Origin of the sequence: Kocuria varians (assembly GCF_006539885.1) — a bacterium.
Classification (GTDB): Bacteria; Actinomycetota; Actinomycetes; order Actinomycetales; family Micrococcaceae; genus Kocuria; species Kocuria varians.
Genome location: NZ_BJNW01000004.1, coordinates 1 through 20,350 on the forward strand (window position 1 = coordinate 1; position 20,350 = coordinate 20,350).

The following is a 20,350-nucleotide window of genomic DNA, read 5'->3' on the forward strand; positions in this document are numbered from 1 at the left end:
ACATCGAAACCGACGACTCACACACCGTCCGGACCGAATAACGGGGGCGGCCCAACGGCGGATGCGACTCAGCTGCACGCCCATTACTTGAAGGGGACGATCTACTGCGGCGCGTGCGGTTCGCGATTCATCATCGTGAACGCGAACAACGTCAAGGGGCGGATCTACCCGTACTTCGTGTGCAACGGCCGCCACTCGAAAGCGACGTCCTGCACCCGCCAGGCGATCCTCATCGAGGACGTCGAGCGCCTGGTCGAGAAGTATTACGAGTCGATCCAGATCTCAGGCGAAATGCGCCAGTCGCTCGCGGGCATGGTCCACGCTGAGTTCGATCATCTTCTGGCCGAGGACTCGGGTGAGCTGGAGTCGTTGGCGAAGGAGCGTTTCGGTCTGGAGGAGGAGCGGCTCGTCGTGCTGCGTGCTCATTACTCGGGTGCGATCTCGTTGGAACTACTCAAGGAAGAGCAGATGCGAATTGAAGCCAGGCTTGATGACATCAAGGGGAGGCTGTCTGCCCATCACGACGAGTACGCGGCAGCCCGAGAGAACTTGGATGATTGCTTGACGTTGCTGGCAAACGTCTCGCTGATCTACAGCCGGTGCGATAACCAGAACAGGAGGCTGTGCAACCAGGCGTTCTTCCGGAAGATCTTCATCGACCAGGATCGGGAAGTGCGGGTCGAGTACCAGCCGTCCTACGAAGCGCTCTGCGATATCGAGATCCAGGGCAACGCACTCAACTGGGCCGAGCAGGCAAAGAAAAAGGACGAGGTTCAGACTTTCTCAAGAGTGGAAACTCTTGTCGAAGGTTTGAACCTCGCCCATATGGGGTGAGCGACGGGGGTTGAACCCGCGACCTCCTGGACCACAACCAGGCGCTCTGCCGACTGAGCTACGCCCACCATGTAACCCGCGACGGGACCGTTCGATCCCTCCGGGCAACGACGACCACTATAGCGCACGTGGGCGCCGTTGCGCGCATCGGGGTTCGCCGCACGGCGGCGTGCACGAGCGCGGACCGTGGCACGGACGGCACCCCGCGCCCGTCGGGAGCCGCTAGTGCCGCGTGGCCGTGCGCGTGGGGGAGGCGGAGATGAGCGCGGCAACCCGCCGGGCGTCGTCGGACGTGGGGCCGGGATCGCCGGGGAAGAGGACGTGGCGGTAGTAGCGCAGCTCGTCGATCGAGTCCTCGATGTCCCCGAGCGCACGGTGGTTGCCGGTCTTCTCCGGTGCCTGGAAGTAGGCGCGCGGGTACCAGCGGCGTGCGAGCTCCTTGAGGGTGGAGACGTCGATGATCCGGTAGTGCAGGTGGTCCACGAGCTCGGGCATGTCCCGGGAGAGGAACGTCTTGTCCGTGCCCACCGAGTTGCCGCCCAGGGGAGCCTTGCCGGGCTCCGGCACCCACTCGCGAATGTAGTCGAGGACCTGCTTCTGGGCGGTGGCTATGTCCGTGCCGCGCTCCAGCTCGGGCAACAGACCCGAGGTCTCGTGCATGTTCCGCACGAAGTCGTTCATCTGCTCCAGGGCGGCCTGCGGGGGCTTGATCACCACGTCCACGCCGTCACCCAGCACGTTGAGCTCGTCGTCCGTCACGAGCGCGGCCACCTCGATCAACGCGTCCTCGGACAGGGAGAGCCCCGTCATCTCGCAGTCGATCCACACAATTCTCCGGTTTCCAGTCGTCACGCCCCCCAATCTATCGTGTCGTTCCCGGCGGGCTCCCACGGCGGCACCGCGCGCGCTGCCCCGGCCCGGGCGAGGTCGCGCGATAGGATCGGGGCCCGACGTCGCCCCCGCGCCCCGAGCGCGGGCGGCACCCTCGCGGCGCGTTCCCACCGCGACCGGCCCGACAACCACCGGGAGGCCCCCGCAGTGCGTACCCCGTCCAGGACGGCTCGAGTCCCCGGTCCGCCACAAGCCGCAGGCCACGGCCGGAACCTGCTGCTCCGCGACGACGCCATGACCTCCTCCCTGCTGCGGACCGTGCTCATGGGGGCCCTGGGCTCGCTCATGCTCGCGTTCGGCTCGCTGGGTGTCGGCTGGCTCGCCAACGTCTCCGCGCTGCGCCGCACCCCGCTGATCATCTGGATGCGCTTCGAGACCGTGGGTGTGGTGGTCTCCGTGGTCGCCCTGGCCCTGGGTGCCATGCTGCTCGTGCGGCAGTGGCTGCGACTCGGCCAGAAGCTCACGCCCTGGGGGCCCTCCAGCGCCCGCTGGGTGCTCGTGGCGATCGGAGCGTGGGCGGCGCCCATGCTCGTGAGCATCCCGCTGTTCAGCCGGGACGTGTACTCGTACATCGGCCAGGGGCGGGTGATGCTCAACGGGCTGAACCCCTACGAGTCCGGCGTCTCCGCGATCGACAACTTCTTCCAGCTCGGGGCGGACCAGCTCTGGGCCCAGTCGCCGCCCCCCTACGGGCCGGTGTTCCTGTGGCTTGAGGAGCTCGTGGTCGTCCTCACGGGCGCGGATCCGGACGCCTCGGCGCTGCTGTTCCGGGCCATGTGCGTGCTTGCGGTGATCGCGTGCATGTGGGTGATCCCGCGCCTGGCGCGGCTGCACGGCGTGAACCCGCGCCGTGCGCTGTGGCTGTCCGTGGCCAACCCGCTGTTCCTCACGAACTTCGTGGTGGCGGCCCACAACGACGCCATCATGCTGGCCCTCGCGCTGCTCGGCACCTATGCGGCGGCGGTGCAGCGCAACTGGAAGGGCGGGCTGATCGGCACCACGCTGGTGACGCTGTCCGTGGCCATCAAGCCCATCACCCTCGTGTTCCTGCCCTTCGTGGGGCTGCTGTGGGCCGGAAAGAACGCCTCGTGGCCCCGCCGCTTCGTGGTGTGGGTGCTGACCCTCGCGTACTCCCTGGCCCTGCTGGGGCTCATGGGTGCGGTCAACGGCTTCGGCTTCGGCTGGGTCTCCGCCGTCTCCACCCCGGGCACCGTCTATATCTGGTACGCGCCCATCGGTCTGCTGGGACTCTTCGCGCAGCTCGTGGCCAGCTCGTGGGGCCTCAACGGCTCCGCGTGGATGCACGCCGTCCACTCGGCAGGTACGGCACTTGCCGCCCTCACCACGGTGGTCCTGATGTTCGTGGGCCGCGACTCCAGGATCTTTCGGCGCCTCGCGTGGTCCCTCGCGGCCTTCGTGCTGTTGTCCCCGATCATCCAGGCCTGGTACGTGGTGTGGCTGATCCCGCTCTTCGCGGTCACGGGCATCCGCGACGACTGGCAGGTGGACGTGCTGTTCTTCATCACCGTGTTCTTCACGGTCTACGCGGTGGCGGACCAGCTGGACATCTTCCCCTACCTGGACCTCAACCTCATCGCCGCGCGCGTGATTGCCGCGCTCGTGGCCTTCACCTACGGCGTCTACCTGTGGGTGCTCGATCCTGCGACCAGACGCATCGCGCGCAACCAGGCGCTGCACCGGGGCCGGGAAGCGGTGCTGTAGCGGGCGACGCCGTCGGCCCCGGCCGTGCTGCGGCCCGCACCGCAGCGGCGGCTGGGCGCCCGCTCGACGCCGTGCCCCAGCGCCCCGCGCGGGCGAAAGACCCGCGCCTCAGGCGGACCGAGGGCCCCGCTCGTGACGAGCGGGGCCCTCGGTGTGCCGCGTGGGATCACACGCCGTAGTACAGCTGGAACTCCAGGGGGTGGGGGACCAGGGAGAGCGGCTTGAGCTCGTTCTCGCGCTTGTACTCGATCCAGGACTCGATCAGGTCCTCGGTGAACACGTCACCGGCGAGCAGGAACTCGTGGTCCTCCTCGAGCGCCTTCAGGGCCTCATCGAGGCTGCCCGGGGCCGTCTTGATGTCCTTGGCCTCCTCCGGGGGAAGCTCGTAGAGGTCCTTGTCGATCGGGTCCGCCGGCTCGATGCGGTTGCGGATGCCGTCCAGGCCGGCCATCAGCTGCGCGGCGAACGCCAGGTACGGGTTGCACGAGGGGTCCGGGGCGCGGAACTCGAGGCGCTTGGCCTTGGGGTTCGTACCGGTGATCGGGATGCGGATGCCCGCGGAGCGGTTGCCCTGCGAGTACACCATGTTCACCGGGGCCTCGAAGCCCTTCACCAGGCGGCGGTAGGAGTTCACGGTCGGGTTGGTGAACGCCAGCACGGCCGAGGAGTGCTCGAGCAGGCCGCCGATGTACCAGCGGGCGAGGTCCGAGAGACCCGCGTAGCCCTTCTCGTCGTAGAACAGCGGCTCGCCGCCCTTCCACAGCGACTGGTGGCAGTGCATGCCGGAGCCGTTGTCGTTGAAGACCGGCTTGGGCATGAACGTGGCGGTCTTGCCGAACGCGTCCGCGGTGTTCTTGATGACGTACTTGAACTTCAGCAGGTCGTCCGCGGCAGCGGTGAGGGTGGAGAACTTGTAGTTGATCTCCGCCTGGCCCGAGGCGCCGACCTCGTGGTGGGAGCGCTCGACCTCGAGGCCGATCTCGTCCAGCGCCACGCACATGGCGTCACGCAGGTCCGCCTGCTTGTCCACGGGGGACACGGGGAAGTAGCCGCCCTTGACCGCGGTCTTGTTCGCGAGGTTGCCGCCCTCCTCCTTGCGACCGCTGTTCCAGGGGGCTTCCTCGGAGTCGATCTTGTAGAACGTGGACTGCGGCTCCACCTGGAAGCGGGCGTCGTCGAAGATGAAGAACTCGGCCTCGGACGCGAAGTTCGCGGTGTCCGCGATACCCGTGGACGCCAGGTACGCCTCGGCGCGCTCGGCCACACCGCGCGGGTCGCGGTGGTAGGGCTCACCCGTGCGGGGGTTCACGATGGAGCACGTGACCACCAGGGTCTTCTCCACGCGGAACGGGTCCACGAACGCGGACTGCGGGTCCGGGATGAGCTGCATGTCGGACTCGGCGATGCCCTGGAAGCCGCGGATGGAGGAGCCGTCGAACAGCTGTCCGTCAGTGAAGAAGTCCGCGTCCACCGCCTTGGCCGGCAGGTTGAAGTGCTGCTGCACGCCGGGCATGTCCGTGAAACGGAGGTCGACGAACACGACCTCTTCGTCCTTGATGTACGACAGCACTTCGTCGGCTGATTGGAACATGGACCTGTTCTCCTTCTCTGTGGGCGTCCGATCGACGCCGCGGCGGCTGGAACCGCCGTGGCCGTCCGGTTCTGGTGTCCAGCGTAGGAACCTGGCGTTGCCCGGCCGTGTCACCGGTGTTTCGAGCGTGTAACACGGGAGGAACGTGGGGCGGGGCTCCGCCGATCGGTCAGTACACGTGCCATTCTACCGGCGTCCCGGGGAGGTGCAGGGCACACAGGACCCGCGCGGCTGCCGGGCGAGCCCCGGCTGTGGGGCCGATAGGCTGGGGGCATGGTTTCACGGCAGGACATGGGCTCGTGGCTGGACGGCCCGCCCCGCGACGGCTCCCAGTACCCCGGACAGCGCTGGGGACGCCCCGAACGCGGCCCGGGCTCCATCGCGCGCTTCGCGCCGCGGCTGATCGCGCTGGTGATGGACTGGTTCCTGGCCATGGTGCTCGCCGGGCTCTTCTTCTCGCGCTGGAACGGCTCCGGGCTGATGACGCTCGCGGTCTTCTTCGTGCTCACCGCGCTCATGGTCGGCTTCTTCGGGCGCTCCCCGGGCCACTGGCTCCTGGGCCTGCAGGTGCAGACGATGGACGGCCGTCCCGCCGGATTCGGCAGAGCGGTCCTCCGCACGCTGCTGCTGTGCCTGCTGATCCCCCCGCTCGTGGCGGACGAGGACCAGCGGGGGCTGCACGACCGCGCGGTGGACACCGTGCTCGTGCGGGTGCGCTGAACACGCCCGGCGACCTCCACCCCACCGCGCCGGGGACCCGGGGGGTCCGCGTACGAAAAACGGGCCGGACACACAGTGTCCGGCCCGTTCGGCGTCGTCCTCGGCTCAGCGGCCGCGCATGGACTTGCGGTCCGGGCGGCTGCGCATGGGATCCACGCCCTTGGGGATCGGCAGCTTGTTCTTCAGGGTGTTCATGCGGCGGTGGACCACCTGGACCTCCTGCTTGGTGAGGGCGTTGTCCAGGCCGCGCATCTTCTTCGCGAGCTTGTCCAGGGGCACCTGCCCCTCCCCGTTGCCGGACTTGATCACGTGGATCGGGACGTTCTGGATCACCGGGCCGATGCGGCGGCGCTCCTTCTGCACGAGCTTGTCCACCCGGTTCACGGGGCCCTCCGTGATGAAGACGACGCCGGGGCGACCGACCGCGCGGAAGAGCAGGTCCTTGGACTTGGGGTCCATCGCGGCGGGCTCCTCCTCGACGATCCACCCCCGCTTCAGCGTGGACAGCGCGGCGCCGGCGGCCCCGGGCTGCCCCTCGATCCGCGAGAACGCCGCCTTCTCGGCGCGGCGCGAGAGCAGGATCACCGCGGCCAGCACGGCGAACGGGATGCCGATCAGCAGCCACGTGATCCAGTTGCCCAGCAGGACGCCCACGATCAGGAACACCAGCAGCACACCGAGGCCGAGCAGGATCATCCACCACAGGATGTTCGGCTCCTGCTCGCGGGTCATCTGGAAGACCTGCTTCATCTGCGCGAAGACGCCGGGGCCCTTCGCGGCCTTGCGGCGGCGCTTCTCCTCGCGCTTGCGGTCGCGCTCGGCGGCCTTGGCCTGGGTGGACGTGGCTGGTGACACGGTGCTTCCTCGCAGTTGCTGGTAGGGGATTGCGGCCATTCTATCCGCTGGGCGCGCACACGCGGAGACGACGACGCCGCCCGGGTGCGCGGGCGGCGTCGTCGTCGGGTCGTGGGCCGAGCCCCGTGGGCCCGGGCAGGAACCCGCCGTGGTGTGCGACCGGTGCTCAGCCCAGCCGGGCGAGCAGGCTCGAGGCCTCCTGGGTGGCGGAGCCGGAGTCGTCGATGTGCGAGAGGTGCTCCGGGATCTCGCGGCCCATCTTCTTCATGGCGCGCGCCCACAGCTTGCCGGCGCGGTAGCTCGAACGGACCATGGGACCGGCCATGACACCCAGGAACCCGATCTCCTCCGCCTGGCGGGAGAGCTCCACGAACGTCTCCGGTTTCACCCAGCGGTCGATGGGGTGGAACGTGGGGCCGGGGCGCAGGTACTGGGTGAGGGTGATGATGTCGCAGCCCGCGTCGTGCAGGTCGCACAGTGCCTCGTAGGCCTCCTCGTCCGTCTCACCCATGCCCAGGATGAGGTTGGACTTCACGATCATCCCGTTCTCCTTGCCCTGGGTCAGGACGTCTAGGGAACGCTCGTAGGAGAAGGCCGGGCGGATCTGCTTGAAGATGCGCGGCACGGTCTCGAGGTTGTGCGCGAAGACCTCGGGCTGGGCGTCGATGACCTGCTGCAGCGCGTCCGGCTGGCCCTTGAAGTCCGGGATCAGGATCTCCACACCGGTGCTCGGGTTCATGGCGTGGATGGCGCGGATGGTCTCGGCATTGAGCCACGCCCCGCCGTCCGCGAGGTCGTCACGGGCCACGGAGGTCACGGTCGCGTAGCGCAGACCGAGGTCCCGCACGGACTCCGCGACCTTGCGGGGCTCGGCCACGTCCACCATGCCGGGCTTGCCGGTGGCGATGTCGCAGAAGTCGCAGCGGCGCGTGCACGTGTCCCCGCCGATCAGGAACGTGGCCTCACGGTCCTCCCAGCACTCGTAGATGTTGGGGCACCCGGCCTCCTCGCACACCGTGTGCAGACCGCGGCCGCGGGCCATGGACTTCAGCTCGGTGAACTGGGGGCCCATCTTGGCCGTGTTCTTCATCCACGACGGCTTCTTCTCGATGGGCACGGTCGCGTTGCGTGCCTCGACGCGCAGCAGTTTGCGGCCTTCGGGGGCGATGGTCATGGGGTCTCCTCGCTGGTGGCGCTGGCGTGGCCCTGGAGCACGCGGTGCGGTAGGCCGGGGCCGTTCTCGTCGTGTGAGTCTGGCTCGTCAGGGGGCGTCTGGCGGGTGTGTCAGGACACGGGGGTGGACCGCGGCGCCGCGGCCGTTCTGCCGTGCAGGGTCAGCGGCGGGGCGGGCGTCTCCGGCTCGAACGGGACGCAGAGGTCCGCCTCCCGGGCCGCGAGTTCCTGCTCCATACGCGCCACGACGTCCACGGGGTCGATCCGATTCCCGGTCTCCTGGCTGAGGGAGGTGACGCCGGCGTCCGTGATCCCGCACGGGATGATCTTCCCGAACGGGCGGAGGTCGTTGGAGCAGTTCAGGGCGAAGCCGTGCATGGTCGCGCGTTTGGACACCTGAACGCCGATCGCGGAGATCTTGCGGTCCGGGCCGCGCTCGTCCGCGAGCACCCAGGCCCCGGAGCGCCCGGCGACGGTGGTGGCGGGGACCCCGAAGTCGCGCACGACGGCGACGATCACCTCTTCGAGCACACGCACGAAACGGACCACGTCCAGCGGGATGGGCAGCCGGACGATCGGGTAGCCCACGAGCATCCCGGGACCGTGGTAGGTGAGTTTGCCACCGCGGCCGATGGGCACGACCTCGGTGCCGTCCCACGGGTACTCGTGCTTCTCCGTGCGGCGCCCGGCGGTGTAGACGGGGTCGTGCTCGACCATCAGGACGGTGTTCCCGCGCGTTCCGGCCACGACCTCCTGGTGGACCTCACGCTGCAGGTCCAGGCACTCCCGGTAGTTCACCAGGTCCGGTGCCAAACCGATGCGTTCGAAGTGCAGAGCCATTCGTCCAGCCTATCCCTTGGTCCGGTCTGTGGATAACCCGGGCGGACACGGTGACGGACGGGCACAGTGGTGCCATGAACGAACAGCGCGCACACGGTTCTGAGAGCCGCACGGAGCCCACGTCCGCAGCCTCGGGGGCTCGCCCCGCGCCACCCCGTGAACGCCGCGGGGTCGAGGAGCGGGTGCGGGCGGCACGCCGGACCGCCGCGCCCGCTTCCGCTCCGGCTTCCGCGTCCGATCCGGGGGAGGAGGCCGTGGGAGCAGCGGATGCCGAGCGGGACCGGGTGGAGCGTGCCACCACCGGTGAGGGGCTCCAACTCGTGGCGAAGCTCGCCGAGGGCGCGGGCACCCGGACCTGGCTCGCCCGGGAGAAGACGTCACGTGAACAGTTCACCGTCACGTTCGCCGTGTCCGAGGACCCTGCGCGACGGCACGCCGTGGAGGCGCGGTTCGCGGCCGTGGCGGAGGCCTGGTCCGTGGGCGAGCACCCGGGACTCGTGGGAGTGCGTGCCACGGTCGACGACGCCGGGCAGCCGTGCGCCCTCGTCGCTGCCCATGTGAATGCGCGCCCCCTCGCGGAGCACATGCGCGCGGACGGACGGGTCGCCCCGGAGGCGCTGCTGCCCGTGCTCGCGGACGCCGCGCGCGGCCTGTCCCAGCTGCACGACCGCGGGTGGGTGCACGGTGCACTCGCTGCGCACCACGTGCTCGTGACCCCCAAGGGTCGGGGTCTGATCGACGGGTACGGGGTCCCCGCCGGGACACCCGGCGGCCCGGCCGCGTGGGGGCAGGGGGACCGGAGCGGCCTGCCCGACGCGGTGGTGGACGGGGCCCACGGCAGCGGACGGCGCTTCGGCCATGAGACCGACGGGCACGGCGATGGCCCGGCCGACGGTGCCGACACGGGTACGACCCCCGCTGTGGCTGCGGGGGCGGTGACGAGTCCTGCGGAGGACGTCCGTGCACTGTCCGTCACGGGGTGGCTCGCTCTGACGGGCCGCTACCCGGGACCGGACTCGCACCGGGTGCCGCTGGCGCTGATGTGTCCCGCGGCGCCGCGCCACCTCGTCCTGCTGCTCGAAGCCGCCCTGTGCGACGATCCCGCCGAGCGGCCCTCCGCCCTCGAGCTGGCCACAGGTTTCGACACGCCCGTGCGCCGACCCGCACCCGCTCGTCGCCCGGCCGAGCGCATGACGCCCGAGGTGATCCGGGCGGACGGCACGGTGGTGCGGTCCCGGCGTCGGCTGGCGTTCGGTGGCGGACGCTCCCGTGGCACCGGATCTGCTGCCACGGCGGCCCTGGTGGACTCCCCGCGCCGAGGGCGCGTGCTGCTCGTCGTGGCGGCCGCCCTGTGCCTCGCCGCGCTCGCGTGGGGCGGCGTGTCCTGGGCGGGGCAGGGGAGCACGACCGCCACGAACGACGACGCCGCGGCGTCGGCCGCACCAGGGGCGGTGAGCGAACCCACGGGGAGTGCGAGGACCGGGAACGGGACGGCTGGGACCGGAGAACAGGCAGGGAGCGCCGCGGGAGCCGGCGCCACCGGGGCCTCTGACGGTGCCTCACCGAGCTCGTCCCGCGCCGGAGCAGCGGGCGGTGAAGGCGCGGGGGCGTCGGCAGCGGCGCCCGGTGAGAGCATGCAGGAGAAGGACCGTGCGGCCCGGGACGCCGTGGCAGATCTCGTGGCACGGCGAGCTCGGGCGCTCGCTGCGGGGGACGAGGCCGCTGTCGAGGCGGTCTACGTTCCGCAGTCCGGGCTCGCCGCCCGCGACCGGGACCTGATCCGCAGGGCCGCCGCGCAGAGCGGCAGCGGCTCCGGGCCCACGGCGCTGACCGGGATGAGCATGGAGGTGGCGTCCCTCGAGGAGCAGGAGCCGGACCCGGGCGCCCACCTCACTCCCACGGAGGCCGCGCGGTCCAAGACCTACGACGCGGACGTCGTCACCCGCGGCTGGAACGGCCCGCTGCCCACGGGGGCGGCCGTGGCGAAGGACGGCGACCAGGTCCGGCAGCACCTGCGGCTCACGATCGTCCGGACGTCTCAGGGCTGGCGGCTCGCGGACGTCACACCCGTGGCGCCCGACTCCCACTGACCGCGATCCCCCTGGGACACGAAGAACGCCCGGGTGCGAGCACCCGGGCGTTCGACATGGTTCCTGGACTCACCAGAAGACGGCCACCGCCGCGTTGATCAGCGCCATGCCGCCCACCGCGTGCGCAAGGCCCGTGGAGACGGGCTCGCCGCGACGGGTCTTGCGCATGCCGATGAACGCGGCCACCAGCACGATCAGCAGGATCACGATCTTCACGCCGATCTTGGCGTAGTTGATCTCGTGACCGCTCATCTCGTGGATGCCCACGAGGCCCACGCCGGTGAGGAGCATCAGTACGGCGGCCCAGAACTGGGCAACCGTCACGGTGGGACGCTTCATGGTGTAGATCCAGGTGCCGACGATGATCGCGACACCCACGATGTGCAGGAACAGCAGGAGGTTGAGCAGAAAGGTCATGCTACGAGGGTAGCCGAGTTTCGTCACGCCCATTGACAGTCGACGGTGGCAACGAGTAAAAGACTGCGGGCCCGGACCCACCGGTGCGTGCTGCACACGGTGGTCCGGGCCCGCGGGCTCCGACGGTGGTGTGGTCGGCGGCTCGAGACCGCCCGTCACACCGTCACGCGGTCAGGCTCAGAGACCCACCTCGGACTGGAACTGCCCGGCTTCCAGGCGCTTCTTCAGCGTGCTCAGGAAGCGGCCGGCGTCCGCGCCGTCCACCAGGCGGTGGTCGTAGGTCAGGGACAGGTAGCACATGTGCCGGATGGCGATGGTGTCGTTGCCGTCCGCGTCCGTGACGACCATGGGGCGCTTCACGATCGAACCGGTCCCCAGGATGCCCACCTGCGGCTGGTTGATGATCGGGGTGTCGAAGAGCGCTCCGAAGGACCCGATGTTGGTGATCGTGAACGTGCCGCCGGTCAGGGCGTCCGGGGAGATGCTGCCGTCCTTGGCCGCGCCGCCGAGCTCGGCGATCTGCTTGGCCAGGCCGCCCAGGTTCAGGTCGCCGGCGTTCTTCACGACCGGGACGAGGAGACCGCGCGGGGTGTCCACGGCGATCGCGATGTCCTCGGAGGAGTTGTAGACGATCTCCTTGGAGTCTTCCTTGAACGTGGCGTTGAGCACGGGGTGGGCCTGCAGAGCCTCCGCCACAGCCTTCGCGAAGAAGGGCATGAACGTGAGCTTGGCGCCCTCGCGCTTCTGGAACTGGTCCTTTGCCTTCTGGCGCAGCTGCGCCACGCGGGTCATGTCCACCTCAGTGACCTGCGTGAGCTGCGCGGAGACCTCGAGGGACTCGCGCATGCGCTTGGCGATGGTCATGCGGATGCGCGGGGCCTTCTCCGTGGTGCCGCGCTTCGCGTCCGCGGCCGGAGCCGGAGAGGCAGCGGGCGCACCGGAGCCCTGCGTGGACACGGCCGGAGCCATGTCCGCACCGGTGTCGGCGATTTTCGGCGCGGCCGAGGACTCGGACTTCTCCGCGGCGGCGAGGACGTCCTGCTTGCGGATGCGGCCACCCACGCCGGTGCCGGTGAGCGTGGAGAGGTCCACGTTCTTCTCGCGGGCGAGCTTGCGCACGAGCGGGGTCACGTAGCCGGAGACGTCCTTGGAGCCGGAGGCTGCGGAGTCGTTGGACGGCGCGGCCGGGGCGGGCTCGGACTTCTCGGCGGGAGCCGACGTCTCGGCGGGAGCCGGGGTGGACTCCACCTTGGCCTCGGCGGCCTGCTCGGTGTTCTCACCGGAGTCGGCGCTGGCGGCGGCGTCCTCCACGGCCTCGGCCGCGGTCTCACCGGACTGGTCCGAGGAGTCGTCGGAGCCGGAGTCGGCGGAACCGGCGGCGGCCTCGTCGCCCACGATGGCCAGCACCTGGCCGACCTCGGCGTCCTCGTCCTCCTGGACCTTGATCTCCAGCAGGGTCCCCGCCACGGGGGAGGGGACCTCGGTGTCGACCTTGTCGGTGGAGACCTCCAGCAGCGGCTCGTCCACCTCGATCTGCTCGCCGACCTCCTTGAGCCAGCGGGTGACGGTGCCCTCGGTCACGGACTCGCCCAGTGCGGGGAGGGTGACCTCCACGGAGTTGCCGGAGGACTGCTTGGTCTCGGCCTTGGGGGCCTGCTCGGGCTCGCTCTTCTCCTCGGCGGGGGCGGCCTCGGGCTCCGGCTCGGCCTCGGCCTGGGCGGGCTCGGTGGCGTCGTCGGAACCGGAGTCACCGGAACCGGAGCCGTCGCCGATGACGACCAGCGGGGCGCCGACCTCGACGTCCTCGTCCTCCTCGACCAGGATCTGCTCGACCACGCCGGCCACCGGAGAGGGGACCTCGGTGTCGACCTTGTCCGTGGAAACCTCCAGCAGCGGCTCGTCCACGGCCACTTCGTCGCCCACCTGCTTCAGCCAGCGGGTCACGGTACCTTCGGTGACAGACTCGCCCAGTGCGGGCAGGTTCACGGTTTCAGACATTGTTTCGTCCGTCCCTCTCTCAAGATCAGAAATGTTCAACGTGCCGGGTGGCGGCCCGGCTGGTGTGGCACCGGGTGCCCGCGCACGTTCGCGCGGGCACCCGGTGCCAGTGGATCAGCCGTGCAGCGGAACGCCGGCCAGTGCCATGGCCGCCTCGCCGATGGCTTCGTTCTGCGTGGGGTGCGCGTGGATGAACGCGGCGACGTCCTCCGGGTGGGCCTCCCAGTTGACCATGAGCTGGCCCTCGCCGATCTGCTCGCTGATGCGCGTGCCGATCGCGTGGAAGCCCACGATGGGTCCGTCCTTCTCGCGCACCAGCTTGATGAAGCCGCCGGTGCCGAGGATCGAACTCTTGCCGTTGCCGGCGAGGTTGTACTCGAAGGTCTCCACGTTGTCCTTGCCGAACTTCTCCTCGGCCTTGGGCTGGGAGTAGCCCACGGAGGCGATCTCCGGCTCGGTGAAGGTGACCTTGGGGACGTTGATGTCCGGGACGACCACCGGGTTCAGCCCGGCGATCTCCTCGGCCACGAAGCGGCCCTGCTGGTATCCGCGGTGGGCGAGCTGCACGCCGGGGACGATGTCGCCGATCGCGTAGATGTTGCCCACGCCGGTGTGCAGCCGCTCGTTCGGGGTCACGAAGCCGCGGTCCATGGGGATGCCCTGCTCCTCGAAGCCCATGTCCGCGGTGTTCGGTCCGCGGCCCACGGCCACGAGGACCACCTCGGCCTCGAACTCCTTGCCGTCCGCGAGGGTGACCTTGGCGCCGTCGTCGGTCTGCTCGACCTTCTCGAAGAACGTGCCGAGGTTGGACTTGATGCCGCGCTTCTTGAACTCGCGCTCCAGGGTCTTGACGACCGCGGGGTCCTCGTTGGCGACCAGGTGGGGCAGGCCCTCGATGACGGTCACGTCCACGCCGAAGGAGCGCCACATGGAGGCGAACTCGCAGCCGATAACACCGCCGCCCAGCACGATCGCGGACGTGGGGACGAAGTCGATCTCGAGGGCTTCGGTGGAGGTCATCACGCGACCGCCGATCTCGATGCCCAGGGTCTTCGAGACGGAGCCGGTGGCGAGGATGATGTGCTTGCCCGTGTAGGTGGTGCCGTCCACGTCTATGGTGTTCGGGCCGGTGAGCTTGCCGTTGCCGGCAACGACGTCCACCTTGCGCATCTTCATGAGGCCGGTGAGGCCCTTGAACTTGCCCTGCACGATCTTGTTCTTGTAGTCGCGCACCGCCCCCATGTCGATGGAGTCGAGGGTGGCCTTGATGCCGTACTTCTCGGACTCCCGGGCGCCCTCGGCGAGCTCGGCCGAGTGCAGGTACGCCTTCGTGGGGATGCAGCCCCAGTGCAGGCACGTGCCACCGAGCTTCTCCTTCTCGATCAGCGCCACGCTGAAGCCCAGCTGCACCGCACGCAGGGCGGCGGAGTATCCGGCGGATCCTCCGCCCAGTACCAGGATGTCGTATTGGTTGTCGGCCACGTTGGCTCCTCGGGGTTCGAGTGCTTGGTTCGGGATGCCCGCCAGAGGCCCGATCCTGGGTCTGCGAAGGGCGGTCACGCTTGGGTCCAGCCTAACGCCCCACGCGGGGGCCCACCATGTATTGCTCGTGGCGGGCGCCCCGCGTGTGGCGGTGCTCGCTGGGGAGAAGCCTACTTCGCGTGGTCGGCGACGAGCGCCAGCATGGTCCGCACGCCGAAGCCCGTGCCCTCCTTGGGGGTGTAGCCCCACGGCTGGGACTCGTTGAACGAGGGCCCGGCGATGTCGATGTGCGCCCACGGCACGCGGCGCCCACGGTGCTCGGGCACGAACTCCCGCAGGAACAGCCCGGCCACGAGCATTCCGCCGTGCTTGTCGCCCATGTTCTTCAGGTCGGCGACGAACGAGTCGAGCGAGGGCCGCAGGTGCTCCGGCAGGGGCATGGGCCAGGCCGGCTCGCCCGCCGTGGTGGCCGCGCTCACGACCCGGTCGCGCACCTCGTCGTCGCCCATGATGCCCGCGGTGCGCACGCCGAGGGCGGCCATCTGGGCGCCCGTGAGGGTCGCAATGTCCACGAGGGTGTCCGGCTGCTCCTGGCCGGCGGCCCACAGGCCGTCCGCGAGCACCAGACGCCCCTCGGCATCCGTGTTCAGCACCTCCACGGTGTGGCCGCTGTGCATGGTCAGGACGTCACCGGGGCGTGTGGCGGAGCCCGACGGCAGGTTCTCCGCGAGGCACAGCCAGCCCGTCACGGCTACGGGCAGCGCCAGGGCGGCGGCCGCGAGGACCGTGCTGAGCACCGCGGCGGCACCGGCCATGTCCGACTTCATGGTCATCATCGAGGCCGGCGGCTTCAGCGAGAGCCCGCCGGAGTCGAACGTGATGCCCTTGCCCACGAGGGCCACGTGCTGCTTCGCGCCGGACGGCGCCCAGCGCAGCTTCACGAGGCGTGGGCCGTTGACCGAGCCGCGCCCCACACCGAGCAGACCGCCGTAGTTGCCGCGGCTGAGCTCCTTCTCCGCGAGCACGTCCACGGTGACTTTCGTGCCCTTGGCGGCGAGCTTCGCCACGTCCGCCACGAACTCGGGGGTCGCGGTGTCGGGGGAGACGTCCACGAGCGTGCGCGTCAGGCGCACGGCGCGTGCCACGTGGGCGGCGCGTCCGACGGCGGCGTCGGCGTCCTTGCCGAGGGCCTTCGGGACCGCCACGGCCGCCGAGCCGAGCGGCGCGTCGTCGTCCGAGAGGGCGCGTGCCTTCTGCGCGGTGTAGCGGAACGCCCCCAGGGCGACGCCCTCGGCGACGGCCTGGGCGTCGTCGGCGTCCGTGACCGGCAGGGCGACGGACGCGGAGTCCGCACGGCCCTGCAGGGCGCGCGCGGCGGCACCGGCGGCGCGGCGCAGGTTCTCGCGCCGCTCGTCGCCCTCGCCACGGCCGAGGCCCACGAAGACGACCAGGTCGGTGCGGACGTCCTCGGGTGCGGGCACGACGACGACGCGCTCCAGCGCACCGCGCGCGCCGGCACGCTCGGCGAGGGTCTCCAGACGGCGCCGCGCACCGCCCTTGACGTCGGCGGGCACCGCGAGGGCGCCGTCGTGCGAGACGCCGAGGACGAGCGCGTCCGCGCCGGCGTCCCCGAGGGGCTTGGTCGTGACGGTGAGTTGCACCTCGTGGGTGTCGAGGATCTCCTGGGCAGTGGTCACGGTGTCGTCCTTTCACGGGTGGAACGGGGAACGGGAGGCGACGGCGCGTGGCCGGCACCCCGGGCGCGATGGCGCCCACGTGGCTCCGATCCTAGCGACCGGCCGCGTGCGGTGGCCGGGAATAGCCGACGCCGCCGGGTGCGTTGCACCGTCACGAGCGGTATGCGCGTGCCGAGCCCGGCGCGCGCGGCGTACGAGCCCTCGAGGAGGAAATGTGCTGGATCCCACGGCCCTGTATCTGGGCAACCCGGCGTTGCTGAGCGACGAGAGGCTGCGCGGGCTGCCCCTGATCGTGGCGCTGTCCGGCTACGTGGAGGCTGGTCACCTGGCCGGTCAGATCGAGGCGGTGATTCTCGAGTCCATGCCGAGCGAGACCGTGGTCCGCTTCGACCTGGACCAGCTCTACGACTACCGCTCCCGCCGCCCGCGCGTGAAGTTCGCCGAGGACCACTTCGAGGAGTGGGAGGCCCCCGAGCTGACCCTGAACGTGGTCACCGACGGCCTGGGCCGGCACTTCCTGCTGCTCACCGGCCCCGAGCCGGACACCCAGTGGGAGCGCTTCAGCGCTTCGGTGGTGGGTCTGGCGCAGCGGCTGGAGGTGAGCCTGGTGGCACTGGTGAGCGGGATCCCCATGCCCGTTCCCCACACGCGCCCGGTGCTCGTCTCCGCGCACGGCCCCCGCGCGGACCTGCTGCCCCGACCGGAGGGCGACCGGCCCACGTTCGAGATCAGCGCCTCCGCCTCGCACCTGCTGGAGCTGCGGCTGCAGGAGGGCGGGATCGACCACGTGGGGCTGTCCGTGCACGTGCCCCAGTACCTCGCGGAGTCGTACCTCCCGCAGGCCGCCGTGGCCGCACTGGAGCACCTGAGCGCCGTCACCGGACGCACCCTTCCCACGGACGAGCTGCGGGAGGCCTCGCGGGACGTGATCCGCCAGATCGACGAGCAGGCGGGCTCCTCCCCGGAGGTCCAGGCCGTCATCGAGAACATGGAACGGCGATACGATGACGTGGTGGATGCGTCCGCCCGCCGCTCGATCCTCGCCGGGCCCGACGACGCCGACCTCCCGGACGCGGACGACCTCGGCGCCGCTGCGGAGGCGTTCCTGGCCGCGCAGAGCGAGCCGGACGACCACCTCGAACAGTAGGGCCTGTGGCGTTCCCGCGGGCCGCCGTGAACCAGCCCGTGGAGTACTTTCCCGCATGTCGGATGCCGTGGCACCCCCTCCGTCCAGCTACAAGGACTCGCCCACCGCGTGGGCGATCCTGGCGGTGGGGGTGTTCGCGTACTTCTCCGCCGTCGCGCAGCGCACGAGTTTCGGCGTCGCCTCGGTCGAGGCCGCGGACCGCTTCCACACGGCGGCGGCCGGGCTGTCGATGTTCTCGATGATGCAGGTGCTCGTCTACGCCGTGTTGCAGGTGCCCGTGGGCGTGCTGGTGGACCGGTACGGGCCACGCATCCTCATCACCATCGGCGCGGTGGCCATGGCGGCGGGACAGTTGCAGCTCGCCGCCGCGGAGTCCGTGACCGGAGGCGTGGTGGGGCGCATCCTCGTGGGTGCCGGTGATGCCGCGACCTTCGTGTGCGTCATGCGTCTGCTTCCCGTGTGGTTCTCCGCGCTGAAGGTGCCCATGCTCACGCAGGTCGTGGGCATGACCGGCAACCTGGGGCAGCTGTTCTCCGTGATCCCGTTCGCGGTGCTGCTGCACGCCACCGGGTGGGTGCCCTCGTTCGTGGCCATGGCAGGGATGTGCGTGCTCGCCGCAGTCCTCTCCGGCCTGGTGCTGCGCAACAACCCGCCGGGGGTGCGCGTGCTCAACGACAGCATGTCCCTGGCCTCCGTGCGCGCCTCCATGGCGGAGTCCCTGAAAGAGCCGGGCACGCAGCTGGGCTTCTGGGTGCACTTCACCGTGCAGTTCGCCGGCAACACCTTCGCCCTCATGTGGGCGTACCCCTACCTGCAGAACGCCCAGGGCCTGGACCCCACGCAGGCCTCGTTCGTGATGACCGTCTACGTGGTCTTCAACGTGGTGGTCGCGCCGCTCGTGGGCAAGCTCAGCGCGCGCTTCGCCCGACGCCGCTCGGCCCTGGTCCTGACGTTCTGCCTGGTCGCGTGGTCCGGCTGGGCGGTTCTGCTGCTGTGGCCCGGCCACGCGCCGATCGCGGTGGTCTACGTGTGCGTGTGCATGATCGCCCTGTCCCTGCCGGCGTCCATGATGGCGTTCGACATCGTGCGCGCCTTCAACCCGCCCCGCCGCGGCGGCACGGCCACGGGGCTCGCGAACGTGGGCGGCTTCGCGGCCTCGCTGCTCGCGATCTACGTGACCGGGCTCGTGCTCGACCTCCTCTACGGCGCGGGGATCTCCCCGCGGCTCTACGACGGCGAGGCGTTCCGTCCCGCGATCGCGGCCCAGGGCGTCGTCGCCCTCGTGGGCACGATCGCCATCCTGCGCTGCACCCACAAGGTGCGGAAGGTCCACGGGCCGGACGCCGTCTGAGCGCGCGGCGAGCGGGCTCCACAGCCGGCTCCCGCCCACCCCGGCGCCGCGCACCATCCCGTGCACGGCTCCACACGCTGATCCTCGTGCGGGAACCCGCCACGCTGGGGCCATGACCGTCACCCACGAACCCCGCCCCGCCGTGACCCTCCGTGGCCCCGAGGACGTCCTCGCACTGATCCCGCACCAGCTCGGGCGCGCACCGCGCAACGAGGTCGTCCTCTTCCTTCCCGGAACGGACACCGGTGCCCTGTGTCTCGTGGCCGACCACCCGCCGCACGACGCGGAACCGGCCGCACTGGGCGAGACGCTCGTGGACTCCTTGGCGCACGTGCGCGTGGGACGCGACGTTCTCGTGGTGCTCTACTGCGACGACGCCCGCGACCCCGCCGAGCCGGGCCAGGCGCTGCTCGCCCGGGCGGCGCTGTGGTGGGAGGCGGCGGAGGCGGCAGGGCTCTCCCTGATGACCGTTGTCGTGGTGGGGCCCACGCACTGGTGGGACGTGCTCGCAGCGAGTGAGCCCCTGCCCGTCGAACGGATCGAGCGCAGCCCCGTCAACGCGCAGATGGTCGCCGATGGCAGCGGGGTCGAGCCGCCCCTGCTGGCGGAGGATCCGCGGTGGGCCGCCCGACTGGAGCAGCGGGCCGGCTGCCTGTCCCGGACCTGGGCGGTGCGCTCGGGACAGCCAGTGACGGTCGTGACCCAGCCCGGCCGGCCGGGACAGGCCGACCACACCGTGAGCGGGTGTCCCGCGCTCGCCGCGTGGGAGCGCGTGCTCACTCGCGTCGGCGCCTGCAAAACCGACTGGGTGGAGATCGTGCTTGACTCGACCGACGACAACCTGCTGCTCCTGCTCGACGGACTGGGCGAACGGTGCAGTCGCGATGCCCTCTACTACTCGTGGTTGTGCGGTGAGTCGAGCAGAGCCGTCCCGGCGCTGGTCGGGCTGCGGGCGGCGGTGCAGCACATGACCGGCGCGTCGTCCCGAGATGGGGCACCGCCCGCGGCGCTCCACGAGGCCCTGATGTGCGTCACGGCCGTTGCGGGGGAGTGGGACGGTCCGCCCGAATGGGAACGGGTCGAGTCCGCGCAGCGGGTCCTCCAGGTGCTGGACGGGCTGCTGAACGCCGAACACTTCGCGGCAACGGCATCCCTTTCGCCCTGCGCCCAGAGCCAGGAGGCCAGGGCCATCGTGGCCGCCGCACTGGCACAGGTCGAGTACTTCCGGGGGAGGGCACACACGGGAGCCAGGCTGCTGGAGCGCCGCGGCGTCGTCGTCCTCGAAGCAGGGCCCGGGCAGGCCGTGAGGGACGTGCTCGTGCGGCTGCACCGGCAGCCCGTCCCCTGGTGGTGCGCAGACCCTTCGACGGCGTGGCCCGGTCCGCGCTGGTGGGACCGCGGACGCACCGCCTGAGCACCGGCCGGAAAAGATTTTCCCGCACCGGGAACAATCCCGGCGCGGGGTGCGTTGGCGAATGTAGGACCCTCAGAGTCCCGGCGATCACCGCGCGCAGCGGTGCCGGACTTGACAGGGTCATAGGT

16 protein-coding genes and 1 tRNA gene are annotated in these 20,350 nt (G+C 70.4%); 7 read left to right on the top strand and 10 right to left on the bottom strand.

The annotated features are described in order from the left end of the window. Positions 1-834 (top strand): recombinase zinc beta ribbon domain-containing protein (locus KVA01_RS03005; protein ID WP_218023596.1); only part of this gene is annotated, 834 nt, incomplete at its 5' end. Here KVA01_RS03005 and KVA01_RS03010 read toward each other — a convergent pair. Beyond that, positions 827-902: transfer RNA gene (locus KVA01_RS03010), tRNA-His, on the bottom strand. The two genes, KVA01_RS03005 and KVA01_RS03010, sit on opposite strands and share 8 nt — an antisense overlap. Before the next feature lie 154 nt (positions 903-1,056). Continuing rightward, complete coding sequence (orn, locus tag KVA01_RS03015) at positions 1,057-1,686, bottom strand: oligoribonuclease (RefSeq protein WP_267899921.1); 630 nt, start codon at positions 1,684-1,686, stop codon at positions 1,057-1,059. 273 nt (positions 1,687-1,959) lie between these two features. Here orn and mptB point away from each other — a divergent pair, with 273 nt between their 5' ends. Next, positions 1,960-3,447: a polyprenol phosphomannose-dependent alpha 1,6 mannosyltransferase MptB gene (mptB, locus tag KVA01_RS03020; RefSeq protein WP_170221113.1), complete on the top strand. Its 1,488-nt coding sequence runs from the start codon at positions 1,960-1,962 to the stop codon at positions 3,445-3,447. A 166-nt stretch (positions 3,448-3,613) separates the two neighbouring features. Here mptB and glnA read toward each other — a convergent pair whose 3' ends face one another. Beyond that, positions 3,614-5,038: a type I glutamate--ammonia ligase gene (gene glnA, locus KVA01_RS03025; protein WP_141268873.1), complete on the bottom strand. Its 1,425-nt coding sequence runs from the start codon at positions 5,036-5,038 to the stop codon at positions 3,614-3,616. 273 nt (positions 5,039-5,311) lie between these two features. Between glnA and KVA01_RS03030 the strand changes: the two genes are divergently transcribed. Further along, positions 5,312-5,758 carry an RDD family protein gene (locus KVA01_RS03030; RefSeq protein ID WP_068467343.1) on the top strand — a complete coding sequence of 149 codons (447 nt, stop codon included), beginning with the start codon at positions 5,312-5,314 and terminating at the stop codon, positions 5,756-5,758. Positions 5,759-5,863: 105 nt separating this feature from the next. Here KVA01_RS03030 and KVA01_RS03035 read toward each other — a convergent pair whose 3' ends face one another. The 3 genes from KVA01_RS03035 to lipB form a co-directional block, all read right to left on the bottom strand. Then, positions 5,864-6,613 (bottom strand): DUF4191 domain-containing protein, encoded by a 750-nt coding sequence (locus tag KVA01_RS03035; RefSeq protein ID WP_082810194.1) that lies wholly within the window; start codon positions 6,611-6,613, stop codon positions 5,864-5,866. Positions 6,614-6,779: 166 nt separating this feature from the next. Continuing rightward, positions 6,780-7,787, bottom strand: a complete 1,008-nt coding sequence (lipA, locus tag KVA01_RS03040) for a lipoyl synthase (protein WP_141268875.1) — start codon at positions 7,785-7,787, stop codon at positions 6,780-6,782. Positions 7,788-7,897: 110 nt separating this feature from the next. Next, complete coding sequence (gene lipB, locus KVA01_RS03045) at positions 7,898-8,626, bottom strand: lipoyl(octanoyl) transferase LipB (RefSeq protein ID WP_068467349.1); 729 nt, start codon at positions 8,624-8,626, stop codon at positions 7,898-7,900. Positions 8,627-8,880: 254 nt separating this feature from the next. Here lipB and KVA01_RS03050 point away from each other — a divergent pair, with 254 nt between their 5' ends. Beyond that, on the top strand, positions 8,881-10,716 hold the full coding sequence (locus KVA01_RS03050; RefSeq protein WP_170221114.1) for a protein kinase: 1,836 nt from the start codon (positions 8,881-8,883) through the stop codon (positions 10,714-10,716). A gap of 69 nt (positions 10,717-10,785) precedes the next feature. On the opposite strand, the gene KVA01_RS03055 is transcribed toward KVA01_RS03050, so the two are convergent. The 4 genes from KVA01_RS03055 to KVA01_RS03070 all read right to left on the bottom strand — a co-directional run bounded on the left by KVA01_RS03055 (position 10,786) and on the right by KVA01_RS03070 (position 16,310). Continuing rightward, positions 10,786-11,133: a hypothetical protein gene (locus KVA01_RS03055; RefSeq protein WP_068467352.1), complete on the bottom strand. Its 348-nt coding sequence runs from the start codon at positions 11,131-11,133 to the stop codon at positions 10,786-10,788. A 177-nt stretch (positions 11,134-11,310) separates the two neighbouring features. Continuing rightward, positions 11,311-13,131: a 2-oxoglutarate dehydrogenase, E2 component, dihydrolipoamide succinyltransferase gene (sucB, locus tag KVA01_RS03060; RefSeq protein ID WP_068467355.1), complete on the bottom strand. Its 1,821-nt coding sequence runs from the start codon at positions 13,129-13,131 to the stop codon at positions 11,311-11,313. 114 nt (positions 13,132-13,245) lie between these two features. Further along, positions 13,246-14,613, bottom strand: a complete 1,368-nt coding sequence (gene lpdA, locus KVA01_RS03065) for a dihydrolipoyl dehydrogenase (protein WP_141268879.1) — start codon at positions 14,611-14,613, stop codon at positions 13,246-13,248. A gap of 170 nt (positions 14,614-14,783) precedes the next feature. Next, positions 14,784-16,310: a leucyl aminopeptidase gene (locus KVA01_RS03070; RefSeq protein WP_141268881.1), complete on the bottom strand. Its 1,527-nt coding sequence runs from the start codon at positions 16,308-16,310 to the stop codon at positions 14,784-14,786. A 214-nt stretch (positions 16,311-16,524) separates the two neighbouring features. Here KVA01_RS03070 and KVA01_RS03075 point away from each other — a divergent pair, with 214 nt between their 5' ends. The 3 genes from KVA01_RS03075 to KVA01_RS03085 all read left to right on the top strand — a co-directional run bounded on the left by KVA01_RS03075 (position 16,525) and on the right by KVA01_RS03085 (position 20,222). Further along, positions 16,525-17,457 (top strand): proteasome assembly chaperone family protein, encoded by a 933-nt coding sequence (locus tag KVA01_RS03075; RefSeq protein ID WP_068467358.1) that lies wholly within the window; start codon positions 16,525-16,527, stop codon positions 17,455-17,457. Between the two features lie 67 nt (positions 17,458-17,524). After that, positions 17,525-18,808: an MFS transporter gene (locus tag KVA01_RS03080; protein ID WP_233438735.1), complete on the top strand. Its 1,284-nt coding sequence runs from the start codon at positions 17,525-17,527 to the stop codon at positions 18,806-18,808. A 112-nt stretch (positions 18,809-18,920) separates the two neighbouring features. Further along, positions 18,921-20,222: a hypothetical protein gene (locus KVA01_RS03085; protein ID WP_068467362.1), complete on the top strand. Its 1,302-nt coding sequence runs from the start codon at positions 18,921-18,923 to the stop codon at positions 20,220-20,222. The last annotated feature ends 128 nt before the right edge of the window (positions 20,223-20,350 follow it).

Bases quoted from the DNA above. Each gene is read 5' to 3' on its own strand.
- mptB (WP_170221113.1), top strand. From the start codon at position 1,960: ATGACCTCCTCCCTGCTGCGGACCGTGCTCATGGGGGCCCTGGGCTCG.
- glnA (WP_141268873.1), bottom strand. From the start codon at position 5,038: ATGTTCCAATCAGCCGACGAAGTGCTGTCGTACATCAAGGACGAAGAG.
- KVA01_RS03030 (WP_068467343.1), top strand. From the start codon at position 5,312: ATGGTTTCACGGCAGGACATGGGCTCGTGGCTGGACGGCCCGCCCCGC.
- lipA (WP_141268875.1), bottom strand. From the start codon at position 7,787: ATGACCATCGCCCCCGAAGGCCGCAAACTGCTGCGCGTCGAGGCACGC.
- lipB (WP_068467349.1), bottom strand. From the start codon at position 8,626: ATGGCTCTGCACTTCGAACGCATCGGTTTGGCACCGGACCTGGTGAAC.
- KVA01_RS03055 (WP_068467352.1), bottom strand. From the start codon at position 11,133: ATGACCTTTCTGCTCAACCTCCTGCTGTTCCTGCACATCGTGGGTGTC.
- sucB (WP_068467355.1), bottom strand. From the start codon at position 13,131: ATGTCTGAAACCGTGAACCTGCCCGCACTGGGCGAGTCTGTCACCGAA.
- KVA01_RS03085 (WP_068467362.1), top strand. From the start codon at position 18,921: ATGACCGTCACCCACGAACCCCGCCCCGCCGTGACCCTCCGTGGCCCC.